At 72.0% G+C, this 16,443-nt stretch carries 18 protein-coding genes; 7 read left to right on the top strand and 11 right to left on the bottom strand.

Going from position 1 to position 16,443, the window contains the following annotated elements; translation table 11 throughout:
• Positions 1-47: 47 nt before the first annotated feature.
• The 4 genes from ACZ7MF_RS20295 to ACZ7MF_RS20310 form a co-directional block, all read right to left on the bottom strand.
• Complete coding sequence (locus ACZ7MF_RS20295; protein WP_115740765.1) at positions 48-1,010, bottom strand: electron transfer flavoprotein subunit alpha/FixB family protein; 963 nt, start codon at positions 1,008-1,010, stop codon at positions 48-50.
• Between the two features lie 54 nt (positions 1,011-1,064).
• Complete coding sequence (locus ACZ7MF_RS20300) at positions 1,065-1,853, bottom strand: electron transfer flavoprotein subunit beta/FixA family protein (RefSeq protein ID WP_471478171.1); 789 nt, start codon at positions 1,851-1,853, stop codon at positions 1,065-1,067.
• Positions 1,854-2,072: 219 nt separating this feature from the next.
• Entirely contained in the window at positions 2,073-2,582 is a 510-nt protein-coding gene (locus ACZ7MF_RS20305; RefSeq protein ID WP_471478172.1) for a flavin reductase family protein, read from the bottom strand.
• 146 nt (positions 2,583-2,728) lie between these two features.
• Positions 2,729-3,115 (bottom strand): TlpA family protein disulfide reductase, encoded by a 387-nt coding sequence (locus tag ACZ7MF_RS20310; protein WP_471478173.1) that lies wholly within the window; start codon positions 3,113-3,115, stop codon positions 2,729-2,731.
• A gap of 265 nt (positions 3,116-3,380) precedes the next feature.
• On the opposite strand from ACZ7MF_RS20310, the gene ACZ7MF_RS20315 reads away from it, so the two are divergent.
• A complete protein-coding gene (locus ACZ7MF_RS20315) occupies positions 3,381-4,109 on the top strand; it encodes a lysophospholipid acyltransferase family protein (RefSeq protein ID WP_471478174.1) in 729 nt (242 codons plus the stop codon).
• 10 nt (positions 4,110-4,119) lie between these two features.
• Here the strand turns inward: ACZ7MF_RS20315 and ACZ7MF_RS20320 are convergent, their stop codons facing one another.
• The 4 genes from ACZ7MF_RS20320 to ACZ7MF_RS20335 form a co-directional block, all read right to left on the bottom strand.
• Positions 4,120-4,692 carry a transglutaminase domain-containing protein gene (locus tag ACZ7MF_RS20320; RefSeq protein ID WP_471478175.1) on the bottom strand — a complete coding sequence of 191 codons (573 nt, stop codon included), beginning with the start codon at positions 4,690-4,692 and terminating at the stop codon, positions 4,120-4,122.
• 87 nt (positions 4,693-4,779) lie between these two features.
• On the bottom strand, positions 4,780-5,850 hold the full coding sequence (locus ACZ7MF_RS20325) for a threonine aldolase family protein (protein WP_471478176.1): 1,071 nt from the start codon (positions 5,848-5,850) through the stop codon (positions 4,780-4,782).
• Positions 5,847-6,593 (bottom strand): SDR family NAD(P)-dependent oxidoreductase, encoded by a 747-nt coding sequence (locus ACZ7MF_RS20330; protein WP_356864844.1) that lies wholly within the window; start codon positions 6,591-6,593, stop codon positions 5,847-5,849. The genes ACZ7MF_RS20325 and ACZ7MF_RS20330 overlap by 4 nt, the downstream gene beginning before the upstream one ends.
• A gap of 68 nt (positions 6,594-6,661) precedes the next feature.
• Positions 6,662-8,065 (bottom strand): DUF6421 family protein, encoded by a 1,404-nt coding sequence (locus tag ACZ7MF_RS20335; RefSeq protein WP_356864845.1) that lies wholly within the window; start codon positions 8,063-8,065, stop codon positions 6,662-6,664.
• A gap of 227 nt (positions 8,066-8,292) precedes the next feature.
• On the opposite strand from ACZ7MF_RS20335, the gene ACZ7MF_RS20340 reads away from it, so the two are divergent.
• Positions 8,293-8,976 carry a glycerophosphodiester phosphodiesterase gene (locus tag ACZ7MF_RS20340; protein WP_356864846.1) on the top strand — a complete coding sequence of 228 codons (684 nt, stop codon included), beginning with the start codon at positions 8,293-8,295 and terminating at the stop codon, positions 8,974-8,976.
• Between the two features lie 54 nt (positions 8,977-9,030).
• On the opposite strand, the gene ACZ7MF_RS20345 is transcribed toward ACZ7MF_RS20340, so the two are convergent.
• Positions 9,031-9,570 carry a GNAT family N-acetyltransferase gene (locus ACZ7MF_RS20345; RefSeq protein WP_471478177.1) on the bottom strand — a complete coding sequence of 180 codons (540 nt, stop codon included), beginning with the start codon at positions 9,568-9,570 and terminating at the stop codon, positions 9,031-9,033.
• Positions 9,571-9,653: 83 nt separating this feature from the next.
• Between ACZ7MF_RS20345 and ACZ7MF_RS20350 the strand changes: the two genes are divergently transcribed.
• The 5 genes from ACZ7MF_RS20350 to ACZ7MF_RS20370 all read left to right on the top strand — a co-directional run bounded on the left by ACZ7MF_RS20350 (position 9,654) and on the right by ACZ7MF_RS20370 (position 13,949).
• Entirely contained in the window at positions 9,654-10,046 is a 393-nt protein-coding gene (locus ACZ7MF_RS20350; RefSeq protein ID WP_356864848.1) for a VOC family protein, read from the top strand.
• 121 nt (positions 10,047-10,167) lie between these two features.
• On the top strand, positions 10,168-10,932 hold the full coding sequence (locus tag ACZ7MF_RS20355) for a VOC family protein (protein ID WP_471478178.1): 765 nt from the start codon (positions 10,168-10,170) through the stop codon (positions 10,930-10,932).
• Between the two features lie 128 nt (positions 10,933-11,060).
• Positions 11,061-11,639, top strand: a complete 579-nt coding sequence (locus ACZ7MF_RS20360) for a TetR/AcrR family transcriptional regulator (protein WP_471478179.1) — start codon at positions 11,061-11,063, stop codon at positions 11,637-11,639.
• A 109-nt stretch (positions 11,640-11,748) separates the two neighbouring features.
• Complete coding sequence (locus ACZ7MF_RS20365) at positions 11,749-13,029, top strand: hypothetical protein (RefSeq protein WP_471478180.1); 1,281 nt, start codon at positions 11,749-11,751, stop codon at positions 13,027-13,029.
• A 38-nt stretch (positions 13,030-13,067) separates the two neighbouring features.
• A complete protein-coding gene (locus ACZ7MF_RS20370; protein WP_471478181.1) occupies positions 13,068-13,949 on the top strand; it encodes an alpha/beta fold hydrolase in 882 nt (293 codons plus the stop codon).
• A 29-nt stretch (positions 13,950-13,978) separates the two neighbouring features.
• Here ACZ7MF_RS20370 and ACZ7MF_RS20375 read toward each other — a convergent pair whose 3' ends face one another.
• Positions 13,979-14,554, bottom strand: coding sequence for a MarR family winged helix-turn-helix transcriptional regulator (locus tag ACZ7MF_RS20375; RefSeq protein WP_471478182.1), 576 nt, complete (start codon positions 14,552-14,554; stop codon positions 13,979-13,981).
• Positions 14,551-16,293: an FUSC family protein gene (locus tag ACZ7MF_RS20380; protein ID WP_471478183.1), complete on the bottom strand. Its 1,743-nt coding sequence runs from the start codon at positions 16,291-16,293 to the stop codon at positions 14,551-14,553. Before ACZ7MF_RS20380 ends, ACZ7MF_RS20375 begins: the two co-directional genes overlap by 4 nt.
• Between the last annotated feature and the right edge of the window lie 150 nt (positions 16,294-16,443).

Consider the following 16,443-nt stretch of genomic DNA (forward strand, 5'->3'; position numbering starts at 1 on the left):
TCCGTGGACGTCATCGGGGGCCTCGGCGTGCGGTGCGGCGGGGAGGTTCAGCCCTTGCGGGTCTTGACTTCCTCGGTGAGCTGCGGGACGACGTCGAAGAGGTCGCCGACCACGCCGTAGTCGACCAGGTCGAAGATCGGGGCCTCGGCGTCCTTGTTGATCGCCACGATCGTCTTCGAGGTCTGCATGCCCGCACGGTGCTGGATCGCGCCCGAGATGCCGGAGGCGATGTACAGCTGCGGCGAGACGGACTTGCCGGTCTGGCCGACCTGGTTGGTGTGCGGGTACCAGCCCGCGTCCACCGCGGCACGCGAGGCACCGACGGCCGCGCCGAGCGAGTCGGCGAGCGCCTCGATGATCGCGAAGTTCTCCGCGCCGTTGACGCCACGGCCGCCGGAGACGACGATCGCGGCCTCGGTCAGCTCCGGGCGGCCGGTCGACTCGCGCGGCGTGCGCGAGGTGACCTTGGTACCGGTCGCGGCGGCGGAGAAGGTGACCGACAGCGCCTCGACGGCGCCGGCGGCCGGGGCGGCCTCCACGGCGGCCGAGTTCGGCTTGACCGTGATGACCGGGGTGCCCTTGGAGACGCGGGACTTGGTGGTGAAGGCGGCGGCGAACACCGACTGGGTGGCCACCGGGCCCTCGTCGCCGGCCTCCAGGTCGACGGCGTCGGTGATGACACCGGAGCCCAGGCGCAGCGCCAGGCGGGCGGCGATCTCCTTGCCCTCGGCGGAGGACGGGACCAGCACGGCGGCCGGGGAGACGGCGGCGACGGCGGCCTGGAGGGCGTCGACCTTCGGGACGACCAGGTAGTCGGCGTACTCGGCGGCCTCGTGGGTGAGGACCTTCACCGCGCCGTGCTCGGCGAGGGCGGCGGCCGTGTCACCGGCGCCGTTGCCCAGCGCGACGGCGACCGGCTCGCCGACCCGGCGGGCCAGCGTCAGCAGCTCCAGGGTCGGCTTGCGGACGGCGCCGTCCACGTGATCGACGTAGACGAGAACTTCAGCCATGAGACTTCTTCTCTCCTGCTTGCGAAAGATGAGGGGCGATGGGGGCGGCAGGGCTCAGATGAACTTCTGGCCCGCGAGGAACTCGGCGAGCTGCTTGCCGCCCTCGCCCTCGTCCTTGACGATCGTGCCCGCGGTGCGCGCCGGACGCTCGGCGGCCGACTCGACGACCGTGTAGGCGTTCTCCAGACCGACCTCGTCCTCGTCGATCTCGAGGTCGGACAGGTCCCAGGACTGAACCGGCTTCTTCTTGGCCGCCATGATGCCCTTGAACGAGGGGTAACGCGCCTCGCCCGACTGGTCGGTGACCGACACGACGGCCGGCAGCGACGCCTGAAGCTGCTCCGTGGCCGTGTCGCCGTCGCGGCGGCCCTTCACGACGCCGTCCGCGACCGAGACCTCGGACAGCAGCGTCACCTGCGGCACACCCAGGCGCTCCGCGAGCAGCGCCGGGACGACGCCCATGGTGCCGTCGGTGGAGGCCATGCCGGAGACGACCAGGTCGTAGCCGGCCTTCTCGACGGCCTTGGCCAGCACCAGGGAGGTGCCGATGGCGTCGGTGCCGTGCAGGTCGTCGTCCTCGACGTGGATCGCGTTGTCCGCGCCCATGGACAGCGCCTTGCGCAGGGCGTCCTTGGCGTCCTCGGGGCCCACCGTCAGGACGGTCACCTCGACGTCGTCGTCGGAATTCTCGGAGATCTGCAGCGCCTGCTCGACCGCGTACTCGTCCAGCTCGGAGAGCAGACCGTCCACGTCGTCCCGGTCGACGGTCAGGTCATCGGCGAAGTGCCGGTCGCCAGTGGCGTCGGGCACGTACTTCACAGTGACAACGATCCTCAAGCTCACGCCGGCTCTCCTACTGCGTCGACATTTCAGTGCTGCCTCTTGCAGGCAGCATAGGCGCCCCAAGCGGCCGATCCCGGTCGGGGCGACCTGCGCTCCGCCCGGAATATTACTCGTCAGTACACCCAGTTCCTGCCCGCTAAGCAAGCGCTTTGAACTGTGACCTTCGCAACGCAGCGTAACCGGAACTCGACGCCTCCGCAGAAGCCGTCCCCCGACCGGTCAGCCGCGCAGACCCCGGTAACGCCCGTGGTGGTACAGCAACGGCTCGCCGGCTCCGGCGGGGTCGCCGAGGAGGACTTCGGCCAGCACGATCCGATGGTCCCCCGCGGGCACCCGGCCGACCACCCGGCACACGAGCCAGGCGAGCACGCCGTCCAGCACGGGCACGCCCTCGGGCCCCTCCCGCCAGACGGTGGGTGCCGCGAAGCGGTCGGCACCGCTGCGGGCGAAGGTGGCCGCCAGCTCCTCCTGGTGCTCGCCGAGCACGTGGACGCCGACGTGTTCCGCCTCGGACACCGCGGGCCAGCTCGACGAGCCGGTGCCGATGCCGAAGGAGAGCAGCGGCGGGCGGGCGGAGACGGAGGTGAGGGACGTGGCCGTGAAACCGACCGGACCGCCGGGGCCCCGCGCGGTGATCACGGCGACGCCCGCCGCGTGCCGCCGGAAGACGGACCGCAGCAGGTCGTCGGTGGCGGGCCGGGGTGCGGCGAGGCCGGGTGTGACCGTCATGCGGGGTGGTCCTTCTGCGTTGCGCCCCGGTCCCGGGAACGGCGAGCGGGGCATGGGGGCAGGCTGACGACGGGTGGCACACACAGTCAATTACGTCCCGGGATGTGGAGGCTGTGGAGAAGACCTCACCACTGGCGTGGCGCTTGTCACACCGCCTCACCCAGCGCGGCGATCACGTCCGCCCTGCGCGGCTGCCCGGTGGCCCGCCGCACGACGCGGCCGCCGGCATCCAGGACCAGCACGGTGGGAGTCCTGAGCACGTCGAGGGCGCGGACGAGTTCGAGGTGCCCCTCGGCGTCGATCTCGACGTGGGCGACACCGGGGACCAGGCCGGCCACCTCGCCCAGTACCCGCCGGGTGGCCCGGCAGGGCGCGCAGAAGGCACTGGAGAACTGCACGAGCGTCGCGCGGGAGCCCAGCTCCGCACCGAGATCGGCCGCGTCGACCCGTACGGCGGTGGCCTCCGGCCGATTGCCGTTGCCGTCGTCGTGCCCGCGCACCAGCGCGCCCCCGTTCCGCCGCCACCGCGGCACTCATGGGCGCGCGTACCCCGCACGCCACCGGTTCGGTACTCCGAAGGTGCAGCGTTCGCGGAGCCGCGGAGATTCCCGCCCACCGTCGCATTTCGGCCACGAGAGGGCCGGGCAAGTGATGAGGATCTCGCCGCGCACGGGCACCAAGGCTGGTACACCGGCCGTTCTTGGGGCACGATCTGCGACAAGCCGCAAACCTACGGCTGCGTAACTTTCGACTGGGAGTTTCCCTTCCCAGGCTGACAAGGAAGGGTCCGACCCGCCCATGGCAGAAATCGTCTACCGTCCGGTCATCGGTCTCGCCCGCACCCTGTTCAAGGCGTGGGACCTCAAGATCGACTGCCAGGGATCGGAGAACATCCCGCGCTCGGGCGGCGCCGTGCTGGTGAGCAACCACATCAGCTACCTGGACTTCATCTTCGACGGCCTGGCCGCGCTGCCGCAGAAGCGGCTGGTGCGCTTCATGGCGAAGGAGTCGGTCTTCCGGCACCGGATCTCCGGTCCGCTGATGCGCGGGATGAAGCACATCCCGGTCGACCGCAAGCAGGGCGAGGCGGCCTACGCGCACGCCCTGGACTCGCTGAAGTCGGGCGAGATCGTCGGGGTCTTCCCCGAGGCGACGATCTCCGAGTCGTTCACCCTGAAGAGCTTCAAGTCGGGTGCCGCGCGGCTCGCGCAGGAGGCGGGCGTGCCACTGGTCCCCATGGCGCTGTGGGGCACCCAGCGCCTGTGGACCAAGGGCCACCCGCGCAACTTCAAGCGCAGCCACACCCCCATCACCATCCGGGTCGGCGAGGCGATGGAGGCTCCGCGCGAGCAGTACGCGGGTGCCATCACCCGGCGGCTGCGCGAGCGGGTGCAGGAGCTGCTGGAGGCGGCACAGCGCGCCTACCCGGTGCGCCCCAAGGGGGCCGACGACACCTGGTGGATGCCGGCCCATCTCGGCGGCACGGCCCCGACGCCCGAGCAGCTGCGCACGGCCCAGGCGCACTGAGCCGGGCGCCTCAGAGCGCGGCCGGGAGGGTCTGCCACAGGTGCGGCCTGTCGGTGGCCGCCTTGAGGACGTCCAGGACGGCGGGATGCGGCGCCGCGTACAGCTCCGGGTAGTCCGCCTCGCCCGCCGCGTGGTCCGGCGTGAAGGCCAGTCGCTCCCTGCCCAGGGAGAACCGCGCGTTCACGCCGGGCTTGTTCCCGCGAGGATCCTGCCGGTGCCAGGCACCGTCGAGACGTACGGCGACCAGCCCGTGCACCACGTCGAACCGCTGGTAGCACAGCGCGGTGGGGATGTCCTCGGCCCGCAGCAGCGCGGCCAGCGCGTGGGCCTTGGCGTAGCAGATGCCGGTGCGCTGCTCCAGGACGTCGGAGGCCCGCCAGGTGACGCGCGGATCCCCGGAGTCCTGTGAGTGCGGGATGGCGTCGCGCACGAACTCGAAGGCCAGGCGTGCATAGGCATACGAATCCTCCGCCTGCCTGGCCAGTCCGCCGGCCACCTCCCGCACGCGCGGATGGTTGTGGTCGATGACCTCGTCGGCAGCCAGGTAGGCGGACAGGTCAGGGGTCTTCTGGATCAGCTCCATGCCCGCAGAGCATAGGAAAGCGATCACCCACTAGTCAATGACTTTTCAGGTGACCGCATACCTATGCAATATCGGGAGGTGCTCCCGTCAGCGCGCCATCTCCTCCTTCAGCGCGGCCACGAACGCGTCGACGTCGTCCTCGGTGGTGTCGAAGGCGCACATCCAGCGCACGTCACCCGCGGCCTCGTCCCAGAAGTAGAAGCGGAAGCGCTTCTGCAGGCGCTCGCTCACCTCGTGCGGCAGCCGGGCGAAGACCGCGTTGGCCTGCACCGGGTAGAGGATCTCCACGCCGTGCACGGCACGCACGCCCTCGGCCAGGCGCTGGGCCATCTCGTTGGAGTGCCGGGCGTTGCGCAGCCACAGGTCCTTGGCCAGCAGCGCCTCCAGCTGCACGGACACGAAGCGCATCTTCGAGGCGAGCTGCATGGACAGCTTGCGCAGGTGCTTCATGTGGCGCACCGCGTCCTGGTTCAGGACCACGACCGCCTCGCCGAACAGGGCGCCGTTCTTGGTGCCGCCGAGCGAGAGCAGGTCGACGCCGACCGCGTTGGTGAACGTGCGCATGGGGACGTCCAGCGAGGCGGCGGCGTTGGCTATCCGGGAGCCGTCCAGGTGCACCCTCATGCCGTGCGCGTGGGCGTGCTCGCAGACGGCGCGGATCTCGTCGGGCGTGTAGAGGGTGCCCAGCTCGGTGCTCTGGGTGATCGAGACGACCTGCGGCATCGCGCGGTGCTCGTCGTCCCAGCCGTACGCCTGGCGGTCGATCAGCTCGGGGGTGAGCTTGCCGTCCGGGGTGGGGACGGTGAGCAGCTTGAGGCCGCCCATGCGCTCGGGGGCGCCGCCCTCGTCGACGTTGATGTGGGCGCTCTCGGCGCTGATCACGGCGCCCCAGCGGTCGGTGACCGCCTGGAGCGCGACGACGTTGGCGCCGGTGCCGTTGAAGACCGGGAACGCCTCGGCGCCGGAGCCGAAGTGGCTGCGGATCACGCGCTGGAGGTTCTCGGTGTAGTCGTCCTCGCCGTACGCGACCTGGTGCCCGCCGTTGGCCAGGGCCAGGGCGGCGAGCACCTCCGGGTGGGCCCCGGCGTAGTTGTCACTGGCGAAACCGCGGACCTCGGGGTCGTGATGGCGACGCGCGTCGGTCTTCGGGGGGTTCACGGCTTCTCGGTCAGCCACAGACGGTTTCCGTTCACTTCCGCGGCGGGCTTGTCCCAGACACCGGCGACGGCCTCGGCGAGGTCACGCACGTCCGTGAAGCCCGCGAACTTCGCGTTGGGGCGCTCGGCGCGCATCGCGTCGTGCACCAACGCCTTGACCACCAGGATCGCAGCCGCCGACGTCGGTCCCTGCTCGCCCCCCGCCTTGCGGAAGTAGTCCGCCATGGCCAGCGTCCACGCCTCGGCGGCGGCCTTGGCGGCAGAGTAGGCGGCGTTGCCCGCGGTGGGGCTGGACGCGCCGGCGGCGCTGATCAGGACGTAGCGGCCGCGGTCGCTGCGCTGGAGCGCCTCGTGGAAGGCGAGGGACGTGTGCTGCACGGTGCGGATGAGCAGCTTCTCCAGCAGGTCCCAGTCGCCGAGTTCGGTCTTGGTGAAGGTCTTGCTGCCGCGCCAGCCGCCCACGAGGTGGACCATGCCGTCGACGTGGCCGAACTCCTTCTCCGTACGGTCGGCCCAGGCCCGGGTGGAGTCCAGGTCCAGCAGGTCCACGGTCTCGCCGGTGACGGTGGCGCCGCCGTGCGCGTAGCGGGCCGCGTCCACCGCCTCGGCGAGCCGCTCCGGGTCGTTGTCCGCGCCGACGACGGTCGCACCCGCCTCGGCGAGCCGCAGCAGCGCGGCCCGTCCGGCGGGTCCGCCCGCCCCGGCCACCGCGATCACCGCGCCGTCGAGCGCCCCGTTCCCCATGGTCCTCGCCTCCCGAGCCTGCTGAGCCTGTGTATGCCGTGCCTGTTCGTGCGTGCCGCCGCCGTCGCTCACGCGGCGGCCCGCTCGGCGCCGTCCGCGGCCGCGGTGATGCCCCGGGTCGAGGCGATCACCTTCTTCAGCTTCTTGGACAGTGCCTCGTAGAACATGCTCAGCGGAAACTCGTCCGGAAGCACGTCGTCGACGAGTTTGCGCGGCGGCAGGGTCAGGTCCAGGGCGTCGGGACCCTTGGCCCACTTCGAGCCCGGGTGCGGGGCGAGGTAGGTGGAGACCAGCTCGTAGCCGGCGAACCAGTGGACGATCTTCGGGCGGTCGATGCCGTCGCGGTAGAGCTTCTCGATCTCGGCGCACAGCTGGTTGGTGACCTGCGGGGCGCGCTGCCAGTCGATGAAGAGCTTGTTGTCGGTCCAGCGGACGACGTCGTGCTTGTGCAGGTAGGCGAAGAGCAGCTGGCCGCCGAGACCGTCGTAGTTGCGCACGCGCTCGCCGGTGACGGGGAAGCGGAACATGCGGTCGAAGAGCACCGCGTACTGCACGTCGCGGGCCTGCGGGACGCCGTCCGCCTCCAGCTTCACGGCCTCCTTGAAGGCGGTGAGGTCGCAGCGCAGCTCCTCCAGGCCGTACATCCAGAACGGCTGGCGCTGCTTGATCATGAACGGGTCGAAGGGCAGGTCGCCGTGGCTGTGGGTGCGGTCGTGGACCATGTCCCACAGGACGAACGCCTCCTCGCAGCGCTTCTGGTCGTCGACCATGGCGGCGACGTCCTCGGGCAGCTCCAGGCCCAGCAGGTCCACGGCGGCCTCGGTGACGCGACGGAAGCGGGCGGCCTCGCGGTCGCAGAAGATGCCGCCCCAGGAGAAGCGCTCGGGGGCCTCGCGCACGGCGATGGTCTCCGGGAAGAGGACGGCCGAGTTGGTGTCGTAGCCGGCCGTGAAGTCCTCGAAGGTGATGCCGCAGAACAGCGGGTTGTCGTAGCGGGTGCGCTCCAGTTCGGCCAGCCAGTCGGGCCAGACCATGCGCAGCACGACCGCTTCGAGGTTGCGGTCCGGGTTGCCGTTCTGCGTGTACATCGGGAAGACGACCAGGTGCTGGAGGCCGTCCGCGCGGTTCGCGGCGGGCTGGAAGGCCAGCAGCGAGTCGAGGAAGTCGGGCACCTCGAAGCCGCCGTCGGCCCAGCGGCCGAGGTCGGTGACCAGGGCCTCGTGGTAGGCACGGTCGTGCGGCAGCAGCGGGGACAGCTCGCGCACGGCCTCGGTGACGCTGCGTACGGCGTCCTCGGCTGCGGCCCGCTCGGGGGCGCCCTCGGCGTCGAAGTCGATCGACCCGTCCTTGGACTGCCATGGCCGGATCCGCTCCACGGCATCCTTGAGCACGGGCCACGCCGGGTGCTCCACCACCCTGCTCGCCGGAGGAACGTCGCCCTCCACGCCCACCTGCACAAGAATTTCCGTCATGTCCCATCCTCCACGGGAGAAGCTTGCGTCAAGACACCGTAGGCATACGACGTTTCTCCAATCAAGGGGCGACTCCGTAAATTATCCTGCCTCACCCCAGGCTTCGCCGCATTTTTTCCTGTCGAGCGCCGGGTTCGTATACCCGGCGCGGCACGGGGGAAACGGTCCCGCAGGGCCGTTAGGCTGCCGCCCTGCCCACGCCGACGTCGACGGAAGCGAGTCGAGCCTTGAACTTCCTCACCATCGGTCACCGCGGAGCGATGGGTGTCGAACCCGAGAACACCCTGCGCTCCTTCGTCGCCGCCGAGCAGGCCGGCCTCGACGTCGTCGAACTGGACCTGCACCTGAGCAAGGACGGCGCCCTCGTCGTCATGCACGACGCGGACGTGGACCGCACCACCGACGGCACCGGTGCGATCGCCGACAAGACCCTCGAGGAGCTGCGCGCCCTCGACGCCGGCCGCGGGGAGCGGATCCCGGTCTTCGAGGAGGTGCTGGACGCCGTCTCGGTGCCGTTGCAGGCCGAGATCAAGGACGCGGCGGCCGCGCGCCTCCTCGCCGACGTGATGCTCCGCCGGGACCTGGTGGACCGGGTGGAGGTGATCTCCTTCCACGACGAGGCCATCGTCGAGATCGCCCGGCTGGTGCCGGGGGTGCGGACCGCCCTGGTCGCGCAGTACTACGGCCCCGAGGTCGTGGACCGCGCCGTGAAAGCGGGCGCCAAGACCCTGTGCCTGGACATCAACAGGGTCACGCTGGAGATCGTGCGGAAGGCCCGCAAGGCGGGACTGCGGGTCTTCTCCTGGACCGTGAACACCCAGGACCACCTGCGACTGGTGCGCGCCCTGGGCCTGGACGGCGCGACGACCGACTACCCGGAGATCAAACGCACCGGCCGCTTCACCGCCTGAGCGGGCTGCTGAGCGGGCTGAGCGGGCTGAACGGCAGGATCCGGCGGGCTCGCGTCACACCAGCGGCTTGACCAGCAGCTCGAACCGGAGGTCGGCGCGCTGCGGGATGCCGAAGCGCTCGTCGCCGTACGGGAAGGGGGTCATCTCTCCCGTGCGGCGGTAGCCGCGGCGCTCGTACCAGGCGATGAGGTCCTCGCGCACGGAGATCACGGTCATGTGCATCTCCGTGACGCCCCACGTCTCGCGCGCCTGCCGCTCGGCCTCCGCGATGATCACCCTGCCCAGTCCCCCGCCCTGGAGCGCCGGGCTGACGGCGAACATCCCGAAGTAGGCGTGCGCCCCGCGGTGCTCGAGCTGGCAGCAGGCCACGATCCTGCCCTCCCGCTCCACCGTCAGCAGGCGGCTGTCCGGCGCCTTGACGACCTCCAGCACGCCCTGCGGGTCGGTGCGCTGTCCCTGGAGGATGTCCGCCTCGGTGGTCCACCCCGCACGGCTGGAGTCGCCCCGGTACGCGGACTCTATGAGCGCCACGATCGCGTCCACGTCGGCGTCGGTGGCGTCACGGTAGGTCAGTGGGCTGTCGGCGGTGTCCATGGGGCGTCTCCGGTTCGTTCTGGGCGCGGCGCGGGCACCGATGAGCGTAACGCCGTCGAAGGCCGCCACTAGGGTCGGGACGCATGGTGCACGTACTCGGCAGCCGGACCCTGCTCCGCCCCACCGACCCCGACCGCTCCCGCGCCTTCTACGGCGAACAGCTCGGCCTCGCCGTCCACCGGGAGTTCGGCACGGGTCCGGAGCGGGGCACCGTCTACTTCCTCGGCGGCGGTTTCCTGGAGGTCTCCGGGCGCTCCGACGCCCCCCTCACCCCCGGGCTCGCCCTGTGGCTCCAGGTCGAGGACGCGGCGGCGGCCCACGAGGAACTGGGCGCCAAGGGGGTCGAGATCGTGCGACCGCCGGTCAAGGAGCCGTGGGGGCTGGTGGAGATGTGGATCGCGGACCCGGACGGCACCCGGATCGTGCTGGTGGAGGTGCCCGCGGAGCATCCGCTGCGCTACCGGCCCGGGATCTGAGCCGGCGGACGGGCACCGCGACCGGGGCCCGTACGTGCCGGATGGCCGCTGCCCCGGCCCGGCCTTAGCGTGCTGGAGGGGGACGGACGGTCTGCGGCCCCGGCGGAAGGACGCCAGCACGATGAAGCTCCACGAACCGGTGACCGGCGGGCCCTGCTGGGCGGAGCTGGGGACCACCGATCTGGAAACGGCCAAGCGCTTCTACACCAAGCTGTTCGGCTGGCGTCCCGAGACGGACCCGCGGCAGCAGGCGGGTGGTTACACGATCGCCCGGATCGACGACGCGCCGGTCGCCGCCCTGACTCCGCTGTACCAGCAGGGACAGCCGGTCGCGTGGAACGTGTCGTTCGCCGTGCGCGACGCGGACGCGGCCGTACGGCAGGTGACGGCGGCCGGCGGGGTGGCTCTCCAGGGACCCGCGGACGTCTTCGACTCGGGCCGGTTCGCGGTGGCCGCCGATCCGACCGGGGCGGTGTTCCAGTTGTGGCAGGGACGCTCGTTCCCGGGGGCCGGGCTGTTCAACGCGCCCGGCTCGCTGGGCTGGGTGGAGCTGCTGACCCGGGAGCCCGACCGGGCCGCCGACTTCTACACGACGGTGTTCGGCTGGAGCGTCGGCGCCTCGGACCGCTATCCGCAGTGGGGGATAGACGGAGCGGACTTCGGCGGCATGGTGACGATGGACGACAAGTTCCCGCACGAGGTGCCGGCGCACTGGCTGCCGTACTTCGCGGTGGCGGACGTGAACACCGTCGCGGCCGACACGACGGACGGCGGCGGCACCGTGCTCATGGAGCCGACCTCCGTCCCCGACGGGCCGCGCATCGCGGTGCTGCGGGACCCGCAGGGCGCGATGTTCGGCGTGTACCGGGCGGGCGACGAGCGCTGATCCGCCCGGCACGGGATGCCGCCGCCGCTGGGCGGGCAGATGAGCAGCACGGCCGGGGCGGCCACGATCCCGGGCGGTCATGACCCCCCTTTCTTGAGCGAGCGATCCAGATAGGTTACGGTGGGATCATGGCAAGGACCCGGGAGTTCGACACGGAGGCGGCGGTGAGCCGCGCGATGGAGCTGTTCTGGACGCGCGGCTACGAGGCCGCCTCGGTGCGCGACCTGACCGGGCACCTGGGGATCGGACAGGGGTCCTTGTACGCCGCGTTCGGCGACAAGGACGGCCTGTACCGGGCGGCCCTGGAGCACTACCGCACCACCCTCGCGGCGGCCGCCCTGCGCAGCCTGGAGGAGGGAACGGACGCCCGCTCGGCGATCCGCACCATGCTGGTCGAGCGGGTCCGGATCGCGGTGGGCGAGGACGGCCGGGGCTGCCTGGCGGTCAACGCCGCCTGCGAGCGCCTGCCGGAGGATGCGGCGACCCGGCGCACCGTGCGCGACATGCAGGACGCCAGCCGGGAGGCGCTCGCCGACGTACTGCGGGTCGCGGCGGAGCGGGGCGAGATCGCGAATCGGCACGACCCGCACACCCTCGCCGCTTTCCTCGTCACCTTCCTCAACGGCCTGCTGGTCTCCTCGAAGATCACGCCGGACGTCCGTGCCCTCGAACCCCTCGTGGAGGTCGCGCTGGCCGCCCTCGACTGACTTTTTCATGCCTCGAATCTGTAACAAGCGATCCAGAAAATCGCAGTGCTCGCTCGGACACGAGATCCGGCGGCCCCACCACGCTGCAATCGAAGCCTTCGGAGGCCCCATGCCCACCGCAGCCACCCCGAGTACCCCCGCTCTCGGCAAAAGCCGCTGGAACACCTTCCCCGCGGCCGGCACCACCCTGACCGCCCGCCACTTCTTCACCGCCACCGAGCCGCTGCTCCAGGGCATCATCGACGACAACGCCCTCACCAGCGCCGACAGCAAGGTGCTGGAGGACCAGATCCACGCGACACTCGCCCTCGGCACCCGGGAGACCTCCCTTCCGCTGTTCCTCGGCCCGGACAGCGCCTCGGCAGCGCGCGAGCTGGGCGCGCAGGCCGAGGCGATCGGCCGGCAGCTCGCCTCCTGGGCCACCGAGGCGCTGGAGAGGCTGCTCACCGATCCGGTACCGCTGCCCGCCGGCCCGCTGGTCGTCCGCAGCCACTGCTACGGCCACCTGCTCACCCCTCCCGCGGCCGGTCTGCTCCTCGGGCGTCGCGGTGGGCCGGTCACGATGCAGCTCTACAACGAGTGGCTCCACCAGATCGTCCTGCTGCGCGACGCCCTGCTGCCCTTCACCAACTGGCAGGACGTCCCGCTCCTGATCACCCCGACCGGACTACGGCACACCGAACCGGCCCGCGACGCGTTCCTCACCGAACTCCTGGTCCGGCAGATCCGGCACGCCAGCGTCGTGGCCTTCGCCCGCGAGGCCGTCACCGGCGCCTCCGGCCCGGCCGGCTACGGCTTCGAGGCGAGCGGCGGCACCGCCCTGCCCGCCGTCCTCGGCCGGCCACCCCTGACCGCACCCCGGTACCTGCTGACCTGGCGCCCCGACCCGGCCGTCGGTGAAGCCGCCACGTATGTCCCGGAGGTACCGGACTACTACGCCGCACCCCGCACCCTCGTCGAGGACCTGCCGCCCGCCGCCGCCACGTCCGGCCCGCTCACCGCCCGTACCCGCACCGCGCCGGTCGCCGACGGGGCCCGCACCGCCCGCATCGAGGTCACCCACGACGGCACCACCGCCCACGTCGACCTCGGCCAAGCCCTGCGCGGCCACCGCTTCGCCCGGCGTGAGGATCCCGCCGCAGGCGACGCATCCGGCACCGTCGACGTCTGGTCCGCGCTGCGCGCGCCGGGACTGGTGTGGACGCGGGCGGGCGAGGCCGTCCTGGACGCCACCGGTCAGGACGACCTCGTCGTGCTGGCCCTGCTCGGCCGGCTCTACCCGGAGAACGTCGTCCTGCGCCCCGCCGGCCGTTCCGCCGTTGCGACGCCCCCCGGCGGCAGCGGACCGAGCCGTCTGGTGACCCTCGTCGACGCTCCGCAAGCCCACTGACACCCAGATCGCGAAGCACACCAGGAAGGTGGAAGAACATGATGCTCGACCATGACGGAACGCCCGTCCGCACGGGCCGGGCCACGGTCAACGGAACGAGTCTGCACTACCGCGCCGCAGGGTCCGGCCCCGCCGTGGTGCTCCTGCACGGCGTGCCCAAGACCAGCTACCACTGGCGTCACCTCGTCCCGAAGCTGACCCCCCACTACACCGTCGTCGCCCCCGACCTTCGCGGTCTCGGCGACTCCGCACGCCCGTCGGACGGCTACGACTCCGCGACGATGAGCGACGACATCGCCGAGCTGATGAACCACCTCGGACACGAGACGTACGCCGTGGTGGGCGAGGACTGGGGAGCGGTGATCGGCTACCAGCTCGCCGCCCGTCACCGCGACCGCGTCACGGCTCTCGTGTTCGCCGAGGCCCTGTTCCCCGGGTTCGGCTTCGAGGACCACACGGCCCTCACCCCGGAGAACGTCGCCGGCGGCATGCACCTGTGGCACCTGGGCTTCTACTTCCAGCCGGACGTACCCGAGATGCTGATCGCCGGTCACGAGCGTGAGCTGATCACCTACATGATCAAGTTCGAGCGCAGCCGGCCCGACAGCGCCACCTCCGACGCGATCGACGAATACGTGCGCTGCTACTCCATGCCCGGCGGCATCCGCGCGATGCTCGCGGTCTACCGGGCGATGCTCGTGGACGCCGAACAGAACCGGCGGGCCGCGCAGAGGAAGCTGGACATCCCGGTCCTGGCGCTCGGCGGATCCGCGTTCATCGGCGACCGCAACGAGTCCCGGATGCGGCTCATGGCCCATGACGTCACCGGGCATGTCTTCGACGCCGGTCACGATCTCGCGGAAGAAGTACCCGACGAGATGGCCGACGTCCTCCTGCCGTTCCTGGCCACGCACCAGTAACCGCACCCGGGCGCCCGCCCTCGGGGTGCTCAGGCCCGCAGCGCGTCCAGACGGCCCTCCAGCTGGCCGAGGAGCCCGCCGAGGAGCGCCGCCAGCTCGCCCTGCCGCGGCCCGGCCACGCCGGACAGCACGGCCGACTCGTAGGCGAGCTGTTCGGGCAGGATGCCGTCGACGAGGTCCCGTCCGGCGTCCGTGAGGCGGACGTGGGCGACCCGGCGGTCGCGGGTGTCGCCGCGCCGCTCGACGAGGCCGCGCTCGGTGAGCTGCTTGAGGCGCTTGGTCACGGCCGCGCCGGAGGAGAAGGTCTCCCGGGCCAGCTCCCCGGGAGTCAGCTCGTGCCCGGTGCGGCGCAGCGCGCCGAGCAGGTCGAACTCGGCACGGCTGAGGCCCGCCCGGCGCAGCGGCGCGTCCTCGGCCTGCTGGAGGAGGGCCGCGCAGCGGTTGATCCGGCCGATGATCTCCATCGGCCCGGTGTCGAGGTCCGGGTGGACGGCACGCCACTGACGTACGACCGCGGCCACGGTGTCCCCGCCCGGCCCCGTCCCGCCGTCACCGGTCCCGGGCCCGGCGTCCCCGTCGTGCGCTCCCCCGTCGGTTGCGGTCATGGCCGTACGTCCTCCGTTCTCGTGCGCGCGCCCCGGTCCGGACGCGTTGCCTGGCGTCGCACCGCCTCGGCGAGCGTACGGTGTCCGGCCTGCTCGGCGAGCACGACCCTCTCCTGGGGCAGTGCGCGTCCCCACCATTCACCGGCCGCCCCGTCGGCGGTGGCCCGCAGGTCGGTCAGCGCGGCGGCCAGGCGACGGCGCGCCGCCTCCAGAGCGCCGGGGGCGGGGGCGGGCTCGGCGAGGAGGCGCGCGGCGCGCTCCCGGGCCCGGTCGGCCGCGGTCACCGCCTGTTCGACGCGGTTCCCGGCGCGCCGGTTGGTGACGACCACGGCGGCGAGGAAGCCGACCAGGGCCCCGACGAGGGTGTCCACGGCCCGCTCGGTCATCAGGTCGCCGGGGGCCTGGTACCCGGCGAACTCGGTGACGAGCAGGGCCATCGGGGTCACGCAGACGCTGCCGAGCCAGTAGTTGCGGGTGATGAGGGCCTCGGCACCGAAGTTGAGGGCGAGGCAGCACAGGACGAGCAGCGCCTGCCCGAGGTGGGCGAGCGGGGCTATGGCGGCGAAGAGCAGCACTCCGGCGAGGTTGCCGACCACGCGCTGCACGGCCCGGCTCCAGGTCAGGGTGATGTTGGCCTGGTAGAGCGCGGCGGCGGTGACCAGGGCCCAGTAGGGGCGGCCGATACCCAGGGCGAGGGAGGCGTACCCGGCCAGCGCGCAGCCGAGGGCGGTGCGGGCGGCGATCGGGGTCAGCGGGCCGAGCCGCTGCCACAGGGGCGCGGGGCGGGCGGCGAGTTCGGCGTCCGCGCCGAGGAGTTCGTCGGTGTCCCCCGGGGCGTCGCCGGTACGGGGGATCCGGCCGCCGCCGCGCAGGGCGAGGGCCCAGGCGCGCAGCCGCTCCGGGTCGGTGTCGGCGGGGGCGGCGAGGGCGACCTCGGCGCGGACGACGAGGCGTTCCAGGGCGTGCCGGGTGGTGGCGCGGGCGCCCGTGGACGGCAGGGCCAGCAGCGTCTGCCAGGCGGCCTGTACGGCGGCGTACCCGGCGGCGCGGGCACCGGCGTGGACGTCGCCCTCACCGGTGCCGCCCTCACCGGTGCCGCCCTCACCGGTGCCGCCCTCACGGGTGCCGCGGGAGGCGACGGCGTACGCGGCCGCCGCGTTCAGGGCCTGCGCGGTGGCCCGGCGTTCCGGGCCGTGCGGACGGACCGGGGCGGGCGCCATGCCGACGAGCCAGGCCCAGGCGCCCGCGGCGGCGGCCAGTGCCAGGTGGCCGGGGACCTGGCCCAGGGTCTGCGGGACGAACAGGGCGGCGGAGCTGATGAAGGTCAGGACCACGTTGCCCGGCGGACCGACGCGGGTGGCGTCGCACAGGGCCTTCTGCACGGCGGCCAGCAGCGCGCCGACGGTCACGAGGACGACGGCGTTCCGGGTGAGCGAGGCGGTGACCAGGGCGACGACGAGGCCGCCGAGCATGCCGAGCACGACCCAGGCCAGGGTGCGGGCCCGGGCGGCGTAGGGGCGGTTGTGGGCGTAGAGCGCGCACAGGGACCCGGCCATCGTGTACATCGCCAGGTCGAGCCGGCCGAGCGCCAGCAGGAGGAGGTTCGGAGGGGCGACGGCGGCGACCGAACTCAGAGCGGGCTTGAACCAGATCTCGGAGGGCCGGCGCAGGCGCAGCACGCCCGCCAGGGACAGACGTCGGGCCGGGGAGGTGCCGGAGGTGGGGGTCGCACTGCTCATACGCATAAGATTAACAAGTGTTTTACCTGTAAATCAAATACGGGGATGCGCCGGTCCACGACACCGACCAGCGCCGATCCACCGCGGTGGGGGCGCGCGCTCCCCCGGATGCCCCCGCGTACACCCTTGCGCTCGCGTGCGCGCCGCATG

The sequence above is a fragment of the Streptomyces sp. NPDC111628 genome (assembly GCF_055635195.1).